Source organism: Deinococcus sp. Arct2-2 (assembly GCF_004801315.1).
Classification (GTDB): Bacteria; Deinococcota; Deinococci; order Deinococcales; family Deinococcaceae; genus Deinococcus.
Genome location: NZ_SSNW01000007.1, coordinates 45,967 through 62,385, shown reverse-complemented (window position 1 = coordinate 62,385; position 16,419 = coordinate 45,967). Strand labels below are relative to the sequence as shown.

At 59.4% G+C, this 16,419-nt stretch carries 17 protein-coding genes; 11 read left to right on the top strand and 6 right to left on the bottom strand.

Features of this window, described 5'->3' with window-relative positions:
- Positions 1-121 precede the first annotated feature (121 nt).
- Positions 122-784, top strand: a complete 663-nt coding sequence (locus E7T06_RS05125) for a VOC family protein (RefSeq protein ID WP_136364758.1) — start codon at positions 122-124, stop codon at positions 782-784.
- 133 nt (positions 785-917) lie between these two features.
- Here E7T06_RS05125 and E7T06_RS05120 read toward each other — a convergent pair whose 3' ends face one another.
- Entirely contained in the window at positions 918-1,355 is a 438-nt protein-coding gene (locus E7T06_RS05120; RefSeq protein WP_205750813.1) for an IS630 family transposase, read from the bottom strand.
- Positions 1,356-1,545: 190 nt separating this feature from the next.
- On the opposite strand from E7T06_RS05120, the gene E7T06_RS21655 reads away from it, so the two are divergent.
- Positions 1,546-1,848 carry a transposase family protein gene (locus tag E7T06_RS21655; protein ID WP_240740859.1) on the top strand — a complete coding sequence of 101 codons (303 nt, stop codon included), beginning with the start codon at positions 1,546-1,548 and terminating at the stop codon, positions 1,846-1,848.
- A gap of 712 nt (positions 1,849-2,560) precedes the next feature.
- Here E7T06_RS21655 and E7T06_RS05110 read toward each other — a convergent pair.
- Complete coding sequence (locus E7T06_RS05110; protein WP_136364756.1) at positions 2,561-3,757, bottom strand: citrate synthase family protein; 1,197 nt, start codon at positions 3,755-3,757, stop codon at positions 2,561-2,563.
- An 81-nt stretch (positions 3,758-3,838) separates the two neighbouring features.
- On the opposite strand from E7T06_RS05110, the gene E7T06_RS05105 reads away from it, so the two are divergent.
- The 7 genes from E7T06_RS05105 to E7T06_RS05075 all read left to right on the top strand — a co-directional run bounded on the left by E7T06_RS05105 (position 3,839) and on the right by E7T06_RS05075 (position 10,702).
- Positions 3,839-5,143 (top strand): pyruvate carboxyltransferase, encoded by a 1,305-nt coding sequence (locus E7T06_RS05105; protein ID WP_136364755.1) that lies wholly within the window; start codon positions 3,839-3,841, stop codon positions 5,141-5,143.
- 607 nt (positions 5,144-5,750) lie between these two features.
- Positions 5,751-6,722, top strand: a complete 972-nt coding sequence (locus E7T06_RS05100; protein WP_136364754.1) for a LysR family transcriptional regulator — start codon at positions 5,751-5,753, stop codon at positions 6,720-6,722.
- Positions 6,723-7,303: 581 nt separating this feature from the next.
- Positions 7,304-8,020 carry an AzlC family ABC transporter permease gene (locus E7T06_RS05095; RefSeq protein ID WP_136364753.1) on the top strand — a complete coding sequence of 239 codons (717 nt, stop codon included), beginning with the start codon at positions 7,304-7,306 and terminating at the stop codon, positions 8,018-8,020.
- The gene (locus tag E7T06_RS05090) at positions 8,017-8,319 is read left to right on the top strand and encodes an AzlD domain-containing protein (protein ID WP_136364752.1); all 303 of its coding nucleotides are present in this window, start codon (positions 8,017-8,019) and stop codon (positions 8,317-8,319) included. The genes E7T06_RS05095 and E7T06_RS05090 overlap by 4 nt, the downstream gene beginning before the upstream one ends.
- 82 nt (positions 8,320-8,401) lie before the next feature.
- On the top strand, positions 8,402-8,722 hold the full coding sequence (locus tag E7T06_RS21650) for a helix-turn-helix transcriptional regulator (RefSeq protein ID WP_346763187.1): 321 nt from the start codon (positions 8,402-8,404) through the stop codon (positions 8,720-8,722).
- Positions 8,723-8,752: 30 nt separating this feature from the next.
- The gene (locus E7T06_RS05080; RefSeq protein ID WP_136364751.1) at positions 8,753-9,223 is read left to right on the top strand and encodes a hypothetical protein; all 471 of its coding nucleotides are present in this window, start codon (positions 8,753-8,755) and stop codon (positions 9,221-9,223) included.
- 15 nt (positions 9,224-9,238) lie between these two features.
- Entirely contained in the window at positions 9,239-10,702 is a 1,464-nt protein-coding gene (locus E7T06_RS05075; RefSeq protein ID WP_136364750.1) for an alpha/beta fold hydrolase, read from the top strand.
- A 383-nt stretch (positions 10,703-11,085) separates the two neighbouring features.
- Here E7T06_RS05075 and E7T06_RS05070 read toward each other — a convergent pair whose 3' ends face one another.
- Positions 11,086-11,967: a dienelactone hydrolase family protein gene (locus E7T06_RS05070; RefSeq protein ID WP_205750811.1), complete on the bottom strand. Its 882-nt coding sequence runs from the start codon at positions 11,965-11,967 to the stop codon at positions 11,086-11,088.
- A gap of 48 nt (positions 11,968-12,015) precedes the next feature.
- Between E7T06_RS05070 and E7T06_RS05065 the strand changes: the two genes are divergently transcribed.
- The gene (locus E7T06_RS05065) at positions 12,016-12,489 is read left to right on the top strand and encodes a helix-turn-helix domain-containing protein (protein ID WP_168733374.1); all 474 of its coding nucleotides are present in this window, start codon (positions 12,016-12,018) and stop codon (positions 12,487-12,489) included.
- Positions 12,490-12,587: 98 nt separating this feature from the next.
- Here E7T06_RS05065 and E7T06_RS05060 read toward each other — a convergent pair whose 3' ends face one another.
- Both E7T06_RS05060 and E7T06_RS05055 read right to left on the bottom strand, forming a co-directional pair.
- Positions 12,588-13,160 (bottom strand): cysteine hydrolase family protein, encoded by a 573-nt coding sequence (locus E7T06_RS05060; protein ID WP_136364748.1) that lies wholly within the window; start codon positions 13,158-13,160, stop codon positions 12,588-12,590.
- Positions 13,161-13,439: 279 nt separating this feature from the next.
- On the bottom strand, positions 13,440-14,492 hold the full coding sequence (locus E7T06_RS05055; RefSeq protein ID WP_136364747.1) for a hypothetical protein: 1,053 nt from the start codon (positions 14,490-14,492) through the stop codon (positions 13,440-13,442).
- A 451-nt stretch (positions 14,493-14,943) separates the two neighbouring features.
- Here E7T06_RS05055 and E7T06_RS21130 point away from each other — a divergent pair, with 451 nt between their 5' ends.
- Positions 14,944-15,081 (top strand): hypothetical protein, encoded by a 138-nt coding sequence (locus tag E7T06_RS21130; RefSeq protein ID WP_168733373.1) that lies wholly within the window; start codon positions 14,944-14,946, stop codon positions 15,079-15,081.
- 426 nt (positions 15,082-15,507) lie between these two features.
- Here E7T06_RS21130 and E7T06_RS05050 read toward each other — a convergent pair whose 3' ends face one another.
- Entirely contained in the window at positions 15,508-16,419 is a 912-nt protein-coding gene (locus tag E7T06_RS05050) for an NAD(P)-dependent oxidoreductase (RefSeq protein WP_136364746.1), read from the bottom strand.

The following is a 16,419-nucleotide window of genomic DNA, read 5'->3' as shown; positions in this document are numbered from 1 at the left end:
CCCCTGACTGCCCTGACCGGCGCGATCGAAATGGACTTGGAAGCGTGTATCACGTGATTGACAGGGGCGTGAAATTTCTGAGTGAGACCTATAACGCCCTAGCTGTCCTGGAGCCACTCAAATGATCGATCATGTTTCCATGTTCATCGAGCCTGACGGGCCAGAAATTGCTCGAATGGAAGCAGCGGGTCTCGTCGAAACATATCGCCGCAGCCATCCAGGACAGGGAACGCGCAATGTCTGCTATTGCTTCGACAATCTGTTCTTGGAATTGCTTTGGGTCGATGAGCCGGATGCCGCACGGAGCGCCACCATAGCGCGCACTAGACTTTATGAACGATCATTGTGGCGAACCAACGGAGCCTGCCCCTTCGGCATCGCTTGGCGGCGGCCCTCGCTCCATCCAGCTCTGACCGTTCCGACATGGACGTTTACTCCGCCCTATTTGCCCGATGGCATGTCGATCCCGGTTGCCACCGACAGCGATGATGTCAGACAACCCATGATGTTTGAATCGCCTGGTGCGGCAGCACCCATTGAATGGCCGCCCGAAAAACGGGGATCGCTCCAGCATGACGCAGGATTCGGCGTGGTGCGAGAGATCTTGCTGATGATGCCGCCTGAATCACCGCCGAGTGCTGCGCTACAAGCCATTGGTGCGAGGTGCGTTCCTCACCTCCGACTAGGTCAGTCAAGTATGTACGCTATGCACATTCGAGTCGCCTCATTGAACCAGAAACCAGACTTGATGCTCTCATTTCCTTTACAGGCCAGCACCGATTGATATCGGCTCAAATTGGAGTTGCTGACATGAGGCGCTGCGGCAGGTTGATCGTGCGAATCCGCTGCCATCCCACGCGCAGCCGTTCTCTGAGTTCTTTCGTCGTCCTGGCGCAAAAATTCCCCAGTACCTTCCGTTACACGCAGGCCCAGACTTTCTCAACCGAGTTCAACTCCGGACAATACGGCGGCAAGTAGACCAACGGTAGCCGCTCCTGCGCGGCCACAAAGGCCGATACGGCCTTCGCCCGGTGAATCGCTACACTGTCCAGCACCAACACGACTTTGCCTACAACACGCGTCAGAAGGTAATCCAGAAACGCCAGCACGTCGCTCGTCTTGACCGCTCCCACCTGGGTATGTTGGAAAAATTGGCCTCCAGATGTAATGGCTCCAATCATCGAGAGTTTCTGCCAGGTGGCGGGAAGACGCCCGTGGTGCGTCTTCCCGCGTTTCGCCCAGGTACGGTGGAGAACCCCTTTCAGGCTGAAGCCCACCTCATCCAGATAGACGAGGGTGGCGCCCTGCGCAACTTTTTTTCGACCTCTAGGCGGGTGGTCTGCACCCAGGTTCATACGCCCTACTCGTTCTGCTCCTGCGCACCTTTGCCAGGTTTCTGGGGAGAGCAGCCTGTTGATCTCGGCTGAAGTTTAAGCCGGAAGATCACTGTGAAGGAAACGATCGGGGAGGCGGACATACCGAACGCGCTGCCAGCCGACTCTGAGCCGTGCCTTCAACGCCTTCAATAGACCTCTTGCGAAAGTCGTGGGCTCAGCTGGCAGTGTGGAGCAAGACCGCCTGAGACGCACGCTGAAGATGAACCGCAAGCAGTTTCATCGCCGTACCGGGGTCTACCCGGAGACCTTTACCGAGATGGAAGAGGTGCTGACCTTACGCGAAGGACGGAAGAAGAAATCTGGCCGCCCAGCGGCACTCAGCGTGGCGGAACAACTCCTCTTGACGCTGGAATTCTGGCGCGAGGATCGCACCTTCGCGCACCTAGCTGACGATTGGGGCGTCCATGACGATGGCGTGCACCGCACGGTGGGACGCGTGGAGCGGCCCTGATCGCCAGTGCGCCGTTCCAGATGCCCAAGAAACGTGTGTTTCAGGAAGCGCAGCTCGTCTACAGCATCGCCTGCGTCAATGTTTCTGAAGTGCCGTGTGAACGGCCAAAAACAACAGCGCCGCTGGTAAAGCGGCAAGAAAAAGCGGCATCTCCTGAAAGTTCAGCTGCTGATCTGCACCGTGACTCAGCGCCGTGTTAGGCACCGCCACGAACGCTGGGGCAGTGCATGATCTGAAGCTGCTTTGTCAGTTGGGCGTGCGGTTTCCCCACGATACGGTGCTCATTGGAGATGCCGGAGATCAGGGCCTGTGGAGAAGCCATGGGCACGCCATCACGACCCATCAGGCGACGCTCGCGTCGCCCCTCTCCGCAGATCAGCGCCAAGAAAACCGTGTGTTCACACAGACCCGGTAGGGCATTGAATATGTCATTCGCCGGATGAAGATCTTTCGTGTCCTGAAGGGCGTGTACCGACATCGGCGGCGTCGGTTTGCCCTTCGAGTTCAGCTGATCGCCGCGCTCTGCAACCTCACCCGCGCACGTCCCGCCTGACTTTCGCGAGAGGTCTAGTGATTATCAGTTCTATCAAGAGAGGGATCCCCCCGCGTCCCGGCTTGCTGTCGCCTGCACCACGACCCAACCAGAGAAGATCCATCACCGCGTCAGGGCGTTGTCCGACTTCCAAAGAATTCTGAGGTGTGCAGGTGCGGCTCAAGTGGGTGAAACGCCCACATACTTGGCGCGGGGACGGATCAATTGCCCCCCGGCTGCAGACTCCATCGCGTGGGCCAGCCACCCCACGGTTCGCCCGAGCGTGAATACAGCAATGCTCCGTTCTACGGGGCCACCTACGATCCTGGCCACCAGTGCCAGGGCCAAATCCACATTCGGCAGTTCGCCCAGTTCCCGTTTCACCTCCACACACAGGTCATGCGCCACCTGGAGGGCTGGCAGGTCGGCAGAGGTGGCCATCACCTGATCCAGCAACGCCCGGCCCCGTGGATCGCCTTCAGGATAGAGCTGGTGCCCAAAGCCAGGCGGGCGCCGAAAGCGCCGCATCACGCTGGACAGGGCGCGGGCAGCCCCTTGTTGCTCTGCCAAGTCCAGCAATTCAGAACACAACTCGGTTCCTAAACCGTGGCGCACTCCTTGCAGGGCGCACAAGCCTCCCAACGCCGCGTGGTGCAGGCCCGCGCCACTCGAGGCGATACACCGGGCGGTAAAACTGGACACATTGAGTTCGTGATCCGCCGTCAGGATCAACGCCCGGCGCAACAGGTCGGTGTGCAGGGACGTGGCTCCCCAAGCGCGCCCCAAGCGTTCGTGCAGCGCCAGATCGGGCGCGCTGGGAATTCCGCGGTGTCGTTCCACGACCGCAAACAGCAACGACAAGACCCGCGCGGCGTTGCCAGGCTGGGCTCCTGGGCGGGCATCGCTGGCCTGCAAGTCACGTGCTCCTGCATGAGTCAGGGCTTGGGCAAAAGACTCCAGCAGACCACTCTCTGGACTCTGGGGGATCAGGGCCAGGTGGGCACGGAGTGGCAGGGCAATGGCCCGCGATTCTCCTGTCCACAACAGGGCCGCGACCTCCTCCAGGCTGCACTGCTCTGCGAGCTGCACCGCATCGTGCCCCCGATAATAGAGCCGTCCTCCGGTGATCAACGTCAGCTCCGATTCTAGGACTGGGGCGCCCCAGTTCAGCGCGCCCTGCACGGTCTTCTCAGGATCGCGGCGCTCTTCTTTGCGCCGAACCAGAGTGTCCACGTCTTCTCTGGAATAGCGGCGCTCCCGCGTTTTGCCCTGAGTGGGTTCAGAGCGGATCAGGCCGCGGCTGACATAGGCATAAAGGGTGGCCCGGTTGACGCCCAGACGTTCAGTCGCTTCAGTGGCAGAAAGGGAGTGGGACATGATCCCATTCTAAGGTTGATTCTGAAATCAAGATTGACCTTGATGATCAAGTCGAGCAGCATGATCGCAGGAGGTCAACCCATGACACGCATTGAGGATGTGCCGCTTCCCCAGCTCTTTCCCGAGGCGTACCCGGCAGAGCGCTTTCCGCAATTCGTGTGGACGCAGCGTCCTGCCACCTTGCCTGCCCAAGCGTGGACGACTGAAACCACCCACCGCGATGGGCAGCAGGGCGGCCTGCCGCTGACGGTCATGCAAGGGGTGCAGATTTACGACTTGATGTGCGCGTTCACTGGGGACAGCGGGGCCATCCGGCAAGCCGAGTTCTTTGTGTACCGTGCCTCCGACCGCCAGATGCTGGAAGCCGCGCTGGAACGCTTCCGGGGCGGCACACCCGTCGAACCCACCACCTGGATCCGTGCCAGCCGCAAGGATGCAGTACTGGTGGGCTCCTTGGGCGTGCGGGAGACGGGCATGCTGGCCAGTGCCAGTGACTATCACACCTTCTATAAATTCACCCCAGGAGGCCGGTCTCAGGCGGCACGAACCTACTTGGAGGCTGTCGAAGCCGTGCTCGATGCAGGTCTGCGGCCTCGCCTGCATCTGGAAGACGCCACCCGCGCGCCGCGGGAGTTCCTGCTGCCTTTTGTGGAAACTGTGCTGGAGTTGGCCGCACCGTATGGAGAGGCTGGGCGACCCAAATTCCGCCTGTGCGACACGATGGGACTGGGTTTGCCTTACGACAGTGTGGCGTGGCCGCGCAGTGTTCCCGGGATGGTGCGTGAAGTGCTGGCCTTGGGCGTCTACAGTGAGCACTTGGAGTTCCATCCGCACAACGACACCCATCTGGTGGTGGCCAATTGTCTGGCGGCGGTCATGGCCGGCTGCGGGGCCATTAACGGCACCCTGCTGGGGAAAGGCGAGCGAACAGGCAATGCCCCTCTGGAAGGAGTCCTACTTCAACTCTTGGGCATGGGCTACTTCGTGGATCAGACGCCTGATTTCACTCAGCTGAACACGCTGGCCGAGCTCTACGAAGGGCTGGGTCAGGGGGTGCCCGCCAAGTACCCGTTGTACGGCAAAGACGCGCACCGGACTCGGGCAGGCATTCACGCAGACGGGCTAAACAAGTTCTGGCCGATGTACGCGCCTTTTGACGTTCCGAGGCTCTTGGGACGGCCATTAGAACTCAGCCTGACCAAAGACAGTGGGCTGGCCGGGTTAATCTTCCTGATTAAGGGGCATACCCAAGTGGAACTCCACAAGGATGATTCTCGCCTTCAGGAACTGCACGCACAGTTGAATACGGAGTTTGAGGCGGGACGTCAGACCGCAGTGGAATGGGAGGAAATCGCGGGCCGTGTTCAGGAACTGCTGGAGCTCTGACAAACGGATGGACTACCGAGAATTAAACAAGGCAGGCAACACATCGCGCCCGTCGGATCGGATTGTGTAAGTGGCCCACGGTGATTTCCAGCAACCGCACAGCCCGCCCGTACACCAGTTCAGACGTGAGGAGTTGCGTGGCGATCTGATAGAGGTCACCCTCCGAAGCCACCGGGCAGGCAACGAGCGTTGCCGTGAAATAGGCTCGAAGCCCGCGAACTTGACCTTAAGCACAACAGTTCGGCTTGCCAAGTCTTAGGCTCTTAACCTCTACTGAAGCTGCCCGGCAATCACATTGAGCTGAATGCGCATCTCGTCTAAGCTCCGGAGGTCGTAGACCCTGGCATGGCTGAGCTGCCTGTGGGTGGGGATCTGGCGCCACGAGGCGAAAGCAATCCGAATCCTGCCTCATGGCCCTCCGGCCATGAGCGTGGTGCGGTATGGCTCAGAGTATCTTGACAATGTGCTGCGCTGGATTTCAGACAAATTTATCGAAATTTTTCAGGTTCTGATCAGCCCTTTTTCCTCACTGAGACGATCAAAAAGTGAAGTTGTCGGCTACTGAGGGTGAGAAGTTGTTGGATCGAAATTCACCATAGAATGTCTTATGGCCTCCCAGTCGCTCTACGAGTCCTCTCCTTTACTGCGTACCCCCTTATCGGCTCTGCTGGCGGTCGCCGACGCCGGGAGCTTCAGTGAGGCCGCGGCGAGACTCGGTCTGGCACAATCCACGCTCAGTTACGCGGTGCGGCAGGCAGAAGAAGCGTTGGGCGTCATCATCTTTGAGCGAGGACGGCACGGCGCGCGTCTGACCCCGGCAGGTGAGGCGATCATGGTTCACGCTCGCCACGCGGCTCTGGCCCTCCAGGCGATGCAACTCACCGTTCACGGCCAACTGAGCGGAACACTCCGCATCGCGTCCTGCCGCAGCATTCTCAGGCATGTGATTACGCCCGCCCTCCGGGCCTTCCATGCTCGGCACCCACAGGTTGAGGTGGTCGTGATCGATACCCGCGGTGAACACGCAGAAATCGCCCACCTCGTCGACAGTGGCCAGGTCCATCTCGGGCTGGGTCGCCTGCCCATGCCAACCGGATTAATCACGGCTCCAGTGGTCGCAGACGAATACCTGATCGTGAGCGCTGCTTCCGCACCTCCGATCCGTTCCTGGGATGACTTGCATGCCGCCCGTTACATTGTCTGCGAAGAAGACTGTGCTCCGTATATGGCTGCCCATATTGCCAAGTACTCTCAGCCCCCTCATGCCTCGGTTCGGATCAGCGATCCCGGCGTGGTCTTGAGCCTGGTCGCTGAAGGCCACGGCTTTACGCTATTAAGCCGCTTGGTAGTCACACCACTTCCCAAGGGTCTACGCACCGAATCCTTGCCCACACCGTTGTGGCGATCGATCGGTACCGTGACAACAGAGGCAGGCGCTTGTCATCCATTGGTGACAGCGTTCAGCGATTTGGTCCTGACATCAAGTGCCGTGAAACATTACGTCGGTGGTTTGGCACGGGTTCTACACTTTCCTGAACCACTTGCAGCAGAGCTGGCCCTCTCCCCTAGTCTGCTCTGACTTCCGCTCAGGCATTGCCCCAATGTCCACGCATTCACTTCCTGCGTAAATTGAACATGCTGTCATGTAAAAACCACCAATCGGCTTTATCACCTGGATGACATCATGCCTCAACGGCTCCCTGGTCTAGATGAAGTCATCCGGTACCCTCACCCCCGAGGGCTCGCTGAGGACGCTGTCTGCCTGCGCACTCTCCTTCGCGGCTAAACCCTAACCAGGATGACAAAACAGGCATCAACAAGCGAACGACTCAGCGCCGTGGGACGACATTTGTTGGATCCCTTGTGCTCAAAGGGCTGTCCTCCATTTTCCTTCGATATTGTACGGAGATTGCATCGGAAAATTAGATGGTTTCGTGTGGTTCCGCCCGTGAGAATGACAGGGTGGCAGTCCAAGATGGGCTGGCGACCCCTGGGATACAGCTTGATTGTGGATACAACCCAGCGTGCGGAACGACCAGACCTCGTCCTGTCTTGGTGGGCGTGGAGGTGGATCCATCACTGGTGGGGTTGAATCTGCATCTGGAGAGACACCATCCCGCCCCTGGTAGAGCGTTCATTTGAGATGGGAGGAGAAGTGGAGTGATAACGCGAGCACAAGGTTCACCCAAGTTCAGCTCGCCCTTTTGGCAAGGCCTGCGCGATTTCCTGCCCTTCGTCGTCGCACTCTTCCCTTTTTCAGTCATTGTGGGGGCGGCGATGAACGCGGCGTCATTCACTCAAGTGCAGGCGGTGGTGTTCTCCCTGCTCGCCTTCACTGGAACAGGTCAGATCGTCGCGGTGCAGATGGTCGGAGACGGTGCTCTGCCTGTTCTGGCCGTTTTAAGCACAATGATCGTCAATTCTCGTCTGGCCCTCTATTCCGCTTCCTTTGAACCGGTGATTCGCGCGAGCCCTACGCGCCTCAAATGGCTTTGCGCTTATCTGCTGACCGATCAGCCGTACACCATGACCATGTCACGAGGTGTGCACAGGCCAGCCCCCGTCATGTATTACCTGGGGACGGGGACTGGCCTGTGGTTCACGTATCAGGGAGGAACCATCTTGGGCTATCTGGTCGGTGTCCGCCTGCCTGCAGCGTGGAACCTTGACTTTGCTGTGCCGCTCAGCTTTATCAGCCTGCTGGTTCCCCTGTTGCGGCACCGAACGCAGGTTGCCACAGCCCTAACCTCTGGAATCGCGGCTGTACTGCTCGCGTCGCTGCCCTTCCATCTGAACATCGTGTTGGCAGCTTGTTTTGGCATGCTGGTGGGCTGGAACGTCGAAAGGTTTTCAACACGAGGGGAGGGCGGTGAGTGACGAACTGGTGGATCATCCTTGCCGTCTCGGTGACCACGTTCCTCACACGTGCTGGATTCATTCTGCTCAGCCGCCGGCCGTTGCCTGAAGCCATCAAGTTTGCCTTGACGCTGGTGCCCGTTGCTGTTCTGAGCGCCTTCGTCACACCGGACCTCCTCCTGAAAGGTGAACAGGCGGGCATGCTCAACCCCCGCTCGATCGCGGGTCTGGTTGCGGCGGGAGTTGCCTGGCGGACACGCAATGTCCTCCTCACCTTAGTTGTAGGTATGGGTCTTCTTGCTCTCCTCACTGCGTTTTAGCGGTTTCACCGTGATGATCCCCCGGTGTTCATCCTCTGGGGGGTCTGGTTCGGGTTTCGTTGGGGAGCGCGCCTTGTTGGGCGTGGTTCATGTCGCCAATATCCACAAACCTAACAATGTGTCGTATTTATACAACAACCTGTTGATAAGTCCGCGAGAAAAGGAATCTCACCTGTACAACCGGTTGCCTGTGCTCCGGGCTGAACGTGGTCTCTCACGACAGGACCTCACTACCGCAGTGGAGGTCAACTCCCAGACGATCGGATATCTCGAACGCGGCGACGACAAACCCAGCCTTGAACTGGCCTTCCGGTTGAGCGAGTACTTCGGGCTTCCGATCGAGGCGATCTTCTCGCGAGCGCCTTTCAAACCTCTCAGCGAAGAAAAGTACCCACAGGACTAGAGGCCCTCAGGGCCAGAAAGGAGTCACTTCATGACACAGATGACAAGGCACCCTGCGCCCCGCGCCATCACTCGCCGCCTGACTGTCCTGGCCATGGTGCTGTCCTACTGCGCGGCGTACACCGTTTCCCTGGTGGCGCCAGCTGCCACTGGAACCTGGAGCGCCCTGCTCGCCGGCACTTTCTTCGGCTTGCTCATCCTGTTCCTCCTGACACGCAACATGTCGAACCGCTTCGACAACGAAGTGGACGAACGCGAACTTCAAGTCCGCGACCGCGCTCACCGCACAGCTTATTGGGCGCTCGCGCCGCTGTTCGGCATTGTTGTTGGCGCTGTGCACAGCGAAGCGAATGATCAGGCCCTTACTCAGCGCGTGCAGCTCGCTGTCACGCTCGACTTCGCTCCATGTATCTCGCTGCTGTCCGGCGTTGCACTGCTGTATCTCGGCCTCCCCACCGCCATTCTCGCCTGGCAGGAACCCGACATCGACGACCTGGCATGACCTAAGGAGAACCACATGAACGTCCGGACTCTCTCTGTTCCCCTCGTCCTGAGTGGCCTGCTCGCCTTCCTCCATGAACCAGGGCACGCAGCCAACACGCCGAACTTCCGTGAAGTCACCTGTCCGTCGGACGTGCCTGCACCTGCTGACCGCTGCGGTTTCGTCACGGTGGCCGAAGTTCACGCCGCACCCAATGGGAAACGCATCGAACTGTTCGTCGCTGTCAAGCGTGCTGCTGCACCGTCAAAGCGCCCTGATCCCATCTTCTATCTTGAAGGGGGCCCAGGCGCACCAGGCAGTTTTGCAGCAGGGGTACTTGGGAGTGTCTTTCCTGAGCATGACGTCATCGGCATCGATCAGCGCGGCATTGGGGGCAGCATGCCCACACTGCAGTGCCCTCAGGTGAATACCCTGTACAACCGTCAGGACGGGCAGTCGAACGCTGGCATGCTGAGTGCATTCACCAGAGCCCTGATTGCCTGTGGTCAGAACCTGAGGAAGTCAGGCGTACACCTGACGGCCTACCGCGCTGCGGAGAGTGCGCTCGACATCGACGATGTCCGGCGTGCGCTCCAGTACGACATGGTCAATCTTTACGGAAGCTCGTACGGAAGCCGCCTTGCCCAGGAAATCATGCGGCGCACGCCAGCCATCCTCCGCAGCGTCGTGCTCGACTCAGTCATTCCAGCAAGTATTGACCGCGTTTCGGCGACCCCTCAAGCAGTGGAAGAATCCCTGAAGCGGGTATTCTCCGCGTGCGCGGCAGACAAGGCATGCAACCAGAGGTACCCGGAGCTCGCCGAAGCCTACCAGCGTGTGTTTAGAAAGCTCAACGGCGCCCCTCTTGAGGTCAACATCAAGGGCAGTGGAGGAAAGCTGGACGGGCATGGCTTCCAGGGACTCATCCTGGGATCTCTGTCCTTCTCGCTCAGCGTCGCCGATGTGCCGTCTCTGATCTTCGCAGCGCTCAACAATGACGCGGCGGTTCTCGAAAATTCCTTCTCAGCGAAAGCTGCTGAATTCTTTGCAAACAATGTTTCGTGGGGCGCCTTCTACAGTCACGAATGTCAGGGAGAGGTGGCGTACAGTTCCAGAGCGAATCTTGCAGAGGCCTATGCGAAAATGCCGCAATGGGAAGAGGCACTCGGACGTTTCCCCGGAATTGCGAGTGCCAGCATTTTTGACGTTTGCAGCGCGTGGGGACTGTCCAAGGCAAGTCCAAATGAGAACGACCCTGTTCAATCCAGCGTGCCCACGTTGCTGCTCGCAGGCGAGTTTGACCCCGTCACTCCTCCGGCCTGGTTGAAAGTGGCCTCAGGGAAGTTAAGAAACGCCCAGGCAGTAATCCTCACTGGTCAAGCACACGCGGTTGGCCTCACCAGTCAGTGCGGTGTGCTGATGGCACGCGCCTTCATCAGTGACCCGACCCAGAAAGTTGACACCGCCTGTGCGGCAAATGAGCAGATCCGATTTAAGTGAGCCGGCTGATGCCAAGAGGTCTTTCGCTCATCTTCTGCACCTGAAGCGCGCGACTTGGACACTGCGACCCACTTCGAAATCGCTGAGATGAAGTTCGTGTTTGAGCCGCAGCACTTCTCGAATCTCCCGCATATTCACACGCCTCTTGGTCATCCTTCAGGATGACCGGGGAGTCTCGTGTGCCGAGCAGGCCGCCGAGCCACGTCAAAATGGCCCGCCGGATAAGTTGAGAATCACTGGCCGGATTGGCGAAGAAGATGCAGTTGCCGCCTGGTACGCAGGGATTGCGCCGGAAACGACTCGGACGTCCCGCCTGCTTGCTCTGTCTGCGGAGTGACCATTCTGGAATTCGCCACCAGTATCAAATCGCGTCTCTCCCCCTTTCAGGCGGTCGGAGAGAGGTTCTGCCGGAAGAAGGTCAGTATTTCGTTTACTGCCGACCTGGTGGGTTCGCCATCACGATCGATCAGGTGAACTGTTACAACGCTGTGGGGCGCAGGCACGTGGCGGCTGAAAAAGGGTGGAACGTCAGGGTTGGCCCGTTCATCAGGCAAAACTCTTCCTTCAAAGCGTGGCCCGAGTGCTTCTTGATACGCCTGAAACCGTTGCGCCGTGCAGAGGGGGTCGCCTTCGAAGCGGTAAGCCAGGACGCGCAAATCCTCGTTTTCAAGCCTGCGGCGCACAAATTGAAGTTCGTCTTCGGATATTTCCAATCCAGCGGGATCACGGAGGGGGAGGGTGGGCTGAGAGAGGACAGGTGCAAGCACGGCCGGTTCCACCATCATGCTCAGTGCAAAATTTCCAGTGAAGCACATCCCAATGGCGCCCACGCCTGGCCCCCCGCACTCGTCGTGGGCCTGCCTGGCCAGGGCCCGCAACCACCGGGTCACGGGGCTGGAAGCTCCCCGCCTCAGGGCATTGAATTCTGCACTGATACAGGCACGTTGAAAGACTGCTGCTCCCTCCTCAGCGGTGCCAACTGCACCATCGTGACCGAACAGGGAAGGCAGATAGACGCGAAATCCAGCCTCTGCCACCCAGCGGGCAAATCGAACCACATGGGGGCTCACGCCAGGCATTTCCGGCATCACGATGATTCCTGGGCCGTGGCCCTGGACATACACCGTTTTCTGCACGCCCTCCAGTTCAATCCGTCGTTGGTCGAAGTCGGCGAGGGGCTCGAACTCTGGCATGGGATTCTGTGACATAGCGCTCCTTCTGCAAATGCAGCCTTCTATGCTGAGTTTAGATTTAAGACTCAGCATAGAAGGCTGAGTTCAAGATTGCAACTCTGACCTCGTACAATGGAGACCATGGCGTATCCTCCTCTTGACCCCGACGACTGCACCATGGTGCGCACCATCCGGATCATCGGGGAATACTGGACGCTCCTGATACTGAGAGAAGCCTTCTTCGGGGTCACCCGCTTCGACCACATGCAGGAACACCTCGGTATTGCCAGAAACCTCCTGACCGGCCGCCTCTCCAAGCTCGTTGAACATGGTCTCCTTGAAAAGCGTCCTTATCGCGCTTCTGGCCAGCGCACCAGACACGAGTACTTCCTCAGCCAGAAAGGTCAGGCTCTTTACCCTGCACTGATCGCCCTGACCCAGTGGGGGAACCAGTACACCGTCCCAGCAGGTGAACGCCCTCTCACGTTTGTCCGGCGCAATACCAACGACGAACTCCAAGTCAAAGTGCTGGACACCGAGGGAGCCGAGATTCAAGGGATTGAAGAGATCCGCGCCATCCCCTGGCCCAACAAACAGAAGCAAAGACCGGAGTAGATTTCCTTTCTGCCGCACTCGTGCAAACGGTGACCCTTGGAAATGATCCGGCGTTGCGCCGCCACCCGCGTCCCGCCGGACATTCAGCCGATACTCCGTCAGTGCTCAGCGGACATCGCTGTGAGGAGGGTGACTGTGTCTGTGACCGTGACGAACTCGCCATGCAGGCTGGCCAGGTGGCTCTCATGAATGCTCTGAGCGCTGTGGTGGCCCCCATCTGCTCCTGTCCGAGCAAATGTCGCCGTAGCATCCTCCGGCATCAGCACTTGGAACCCCAGGTTGCTGGCCATACGGGCTGTCGTCGAAACGCAGTGATCCGTCGTCAGACCAACGATGACGAGATTGGTGACGCCCGCAGCCCGCAGTTCCTCCTCCAGAGTGGTGCCAATAAAGGCGCTATTCACGTGTTTACGGATCAATGGCTCACCGGCGCGGGGCCGCACTTCAGGTTTGATTCTGGAGCCCTCTTCAGTGGCCGCGAAGACCGAGTGGGGCTGCAGTGAAAAATGCTGAACATGCCACAGCGGCCAGCCGCAGCGGCGCCAAGCTTCCAGAAGGAGTGCGATTCGCTCTTCGGCGCGAACATTATTGCGTGGCCCCCAACGAGGGTCATCAAACCCCTGCTGGATGTCGATCAGGATCAGGGCGGTATGAGTGTTGACAACCAGCATGAGTACTCCTGTAGGCCTTCAAAGTAAAAGGGACGAATGACAACGAGCAGGCGGCGGCCTGACTCACCTCACCCCGGTTGCCCACCAGGCACCAGGGTCAGACCACCTGCCTGAATGACCGGAAGGGAAAATAAGGCTCTGAGCGCTCCGCATCTCCGCCTGAGCGGCACACAAGGTCACCCGTACGCGGCCCATGTTCAGACCCTTTGACTGTGCAGCTCCCGTTCTTCACTTGCCCTGCACACCCAGCGTGCCAGTAGAGAGTGACCTCCTGAGGCCTCACGGGGAGTGCAGCTCGACCACCCTCGCCACGTGTCCACCTGCAGTCTGTTCCTGCCACGCGACGTAAGTGCGCCCGTCGGGGCCGATTCCCAGGTCGGTGAAACCCGCGTCTCGTCCTGATGTGCTCAGCGCCCCGCCTCCCAGTCCACGCCAAGTCTTGCCGTCCCAACGCTTGGCGTACACTTGCCGGCTGCCGTCTAATCCTTCGGCCCACGCCACCGTGACCCGGCCTTGAGCGTCAAGTGCCAACGCTGGACGGCCTGCAGGCGATTCGGTGCGGACGTTCAGGGCGTCTCCCAGGGCCTGCCATGCCACGCCGGTCCAGCGCTTGACGAACAGCGTGTCGATCCCGTCTTGGTCTTCCAACCACGCGACCACCGGTCGGCCCGCGCCATCCAGACGCAGCGCGGGCGCGAAAGTGTACGTGTTTGGACGGCGATTGAGCGCTCCTCCCAGGGCCTGCCACGCCGTGCCCGTCCAGCGTTTGACCAGCACGGCGCTGGTGGCCGCGTCCCCTTCCAGCCAGGTCACCACGGGGGCCCCCGCAGTGTTGAGCGCGATGGCAGGCAGCAGCGCGACCTGGCGACCCGAATTGAGGGGAGGGGAGCGCCGCCAGGTCACACCATCCCAGGTTTGGACGACCAGGAGAGTGCCCGGCATGTGGGTATTCTGGATGCCCCAGACCATCACGGCTTCTCCAGCACTGGACGCCACCCGGCGCACCCGCGCAGCATAGGTGAGGTCTTGCCCGAGCCGCCGCGCATCCCAGTCAGTCCAGGTTCCGTTCTGAAAACTCCGCACCACGTGCAGGTCGACATGGTCGAGGTTCTCGTTCCACGCCAGCAGGGGACGGCCCTGGGCATCAATGGCCAGGTCAAGCGTGGTGGCTTCTCGGGGTCGCGAGTAGTTCAGCGCCCCTCCGAGATGTTGCCACTGCCCCTGGGCGTAGCGGGCGACATGAACGTCTTGACCGTAAGGTTGACCGGCCTCTTGGGCCTTCTCGATCCAGCCCAGCAACACGTCACCGTTTGGAGCCACAGCCAAACGCACCTCAGTGACCTCCTGAGTGGACATGGTCGGCAGCCGCACAAATCGTTCAGCGGACTCGCGGCCGCCGGCCAGGGCCACCCCGAGGAGAGCGCAAAGGAGGGAGAGACGGCGCGGAAGTGTGAGCATCATGGTCTCCTGAAGGTTGGAAGCGGGGAGGGTTGACCGGAAGTGAAAGAAGGGCTCAAGGAGACGTTGACCAGCGTGCTGAGCGAGGAAGCACAACAAGGCGCTCAGTATGGGCTTGGGTAGCCAGACCACCTAGAGGGACGGATCGATGTTCCAACCCTCACATATCGAATATTTCGATAGAACAGCAGGCCGTCTGATTCGAAGTTCTGCACGCTATAACGGCGCTTCCCCTTCACCTCGGTCTCGCTCACGGCACTGCTGTAAAGGCCCGAGCAGGGCACCCTTACTGCCTCGGCTGTTCACCTCTTGCCCTCAATCGCGCATGCTGCGAACGAAGCTGCCGCACCATTCTGGAGTGCCAGCACTCTTGTACGTATTGCCTGACCGTTGCCTGCCGCTCCAATTCATCTTGCCTGCGTCGGTTCAGGCACTGCGTCACTGGGATCGCCAACTCGATTAACCGTGCGGCATGCTGGTTGTTTTGCCTTAAGTTGACCCATGGCAAATGTAGGGCAGGAGTGGCCTGAAGTTCAGGCTATTCCTACCGCGAGCATTGTCCATATCTGGAACGCTGACTGCTGATGGGCTCGTCTCATGGGGGCAGAAACGTGGTTCGGGTGTGATGGCCGAGGTTTTCCAATTGGGCGTATAGGTTCAGAACTTCCTGCGCGCGTTCCTTCCACCCTCATCCCTGTTGCCGTTCCTCATGCCGTGTTGATCAATGCAATTGTTCCTTCAGGTTGTTGCAGCGCTTCATGGAGATCATCTGAAAAAGCTCAGATGCCAGAAGCCTACCTTCCTCGTTCTCCCAGGGCTGATCTCTGCCGTTGGAGAACCGCAAAGAGGGCTTACACGCGTGGTGAGGCCTTCCGGCCAATGTTTCACGTCACCGGCGTGACCCGTCTCCCTGCTCGGTTGACAATCCACGAGGTTCCTCTTCTTGTTCCAATGCCGTGATCACAGCAGCCATGTCGTCTCGCGCTCGGCCTGCCGCAAGTGTCTTTGAGAACAGGGTATGGCAGATGTCCAGAAGCGGCGAGGAGATGCCCGCCTGACGGGCAGCATCCGAGATGAGCGTATTGTTCTTCAGCACGTCCACAATAGAAGCCTGGACGGTGAAATCCCGTTCAATCATCTTGGGTGCTTTCACGCGGGAGATGGGACTGGAAAGCTGCCCTGCATTCAGGATTGAGAGGTATTTTTCCATATCCAGGCCGTACGCTCTGGCGAAGTGGATCGATTCGGCCAGCCCGGTCACTGTCGTGATGAGGTAGACATTAATCGCGAATTTCATCAGGAGAGCATTCGGCACGTCGCCGCAGACGACCGAAGTCGAGCACATCGGTTGCAGGAGCGGCTCAATCACAGCGACGGCTGCGGGTGTCCCAGCAAGCATGGCGACGAGTTGACCCGCTTCCGCAGGCTTCTTTGAACCGGATACGGGCGCTTCAACGTATTCCCCTCCTGCAACGCGAATGGCGTGTCTCAGAGCAGTGGAATCTTCAGGGGCAACCGTGCCCATATTGACAATGATCCGCCCCTGAACGTTGAGAGTGAACTCCGGTGTGTCCCTCTCAAGCACCTCATCAATCGCGTCACTGCTGCTGAGCATCAGGATGGTGGTCTTGCAGCTCCGCAAGACGTCGCGGGCCGTGATGGCCACCGCCGCCCCGGCCATCACGAGCTCAGTACATTTTTCTGGGGTACGGTTCCAGACCATGAGCGAACCGCAAGACCGCTGAAGATTGATGGCCATAGGGTGGCCCATGGTACCCAGTCCAATAAATCCAATCTGCAT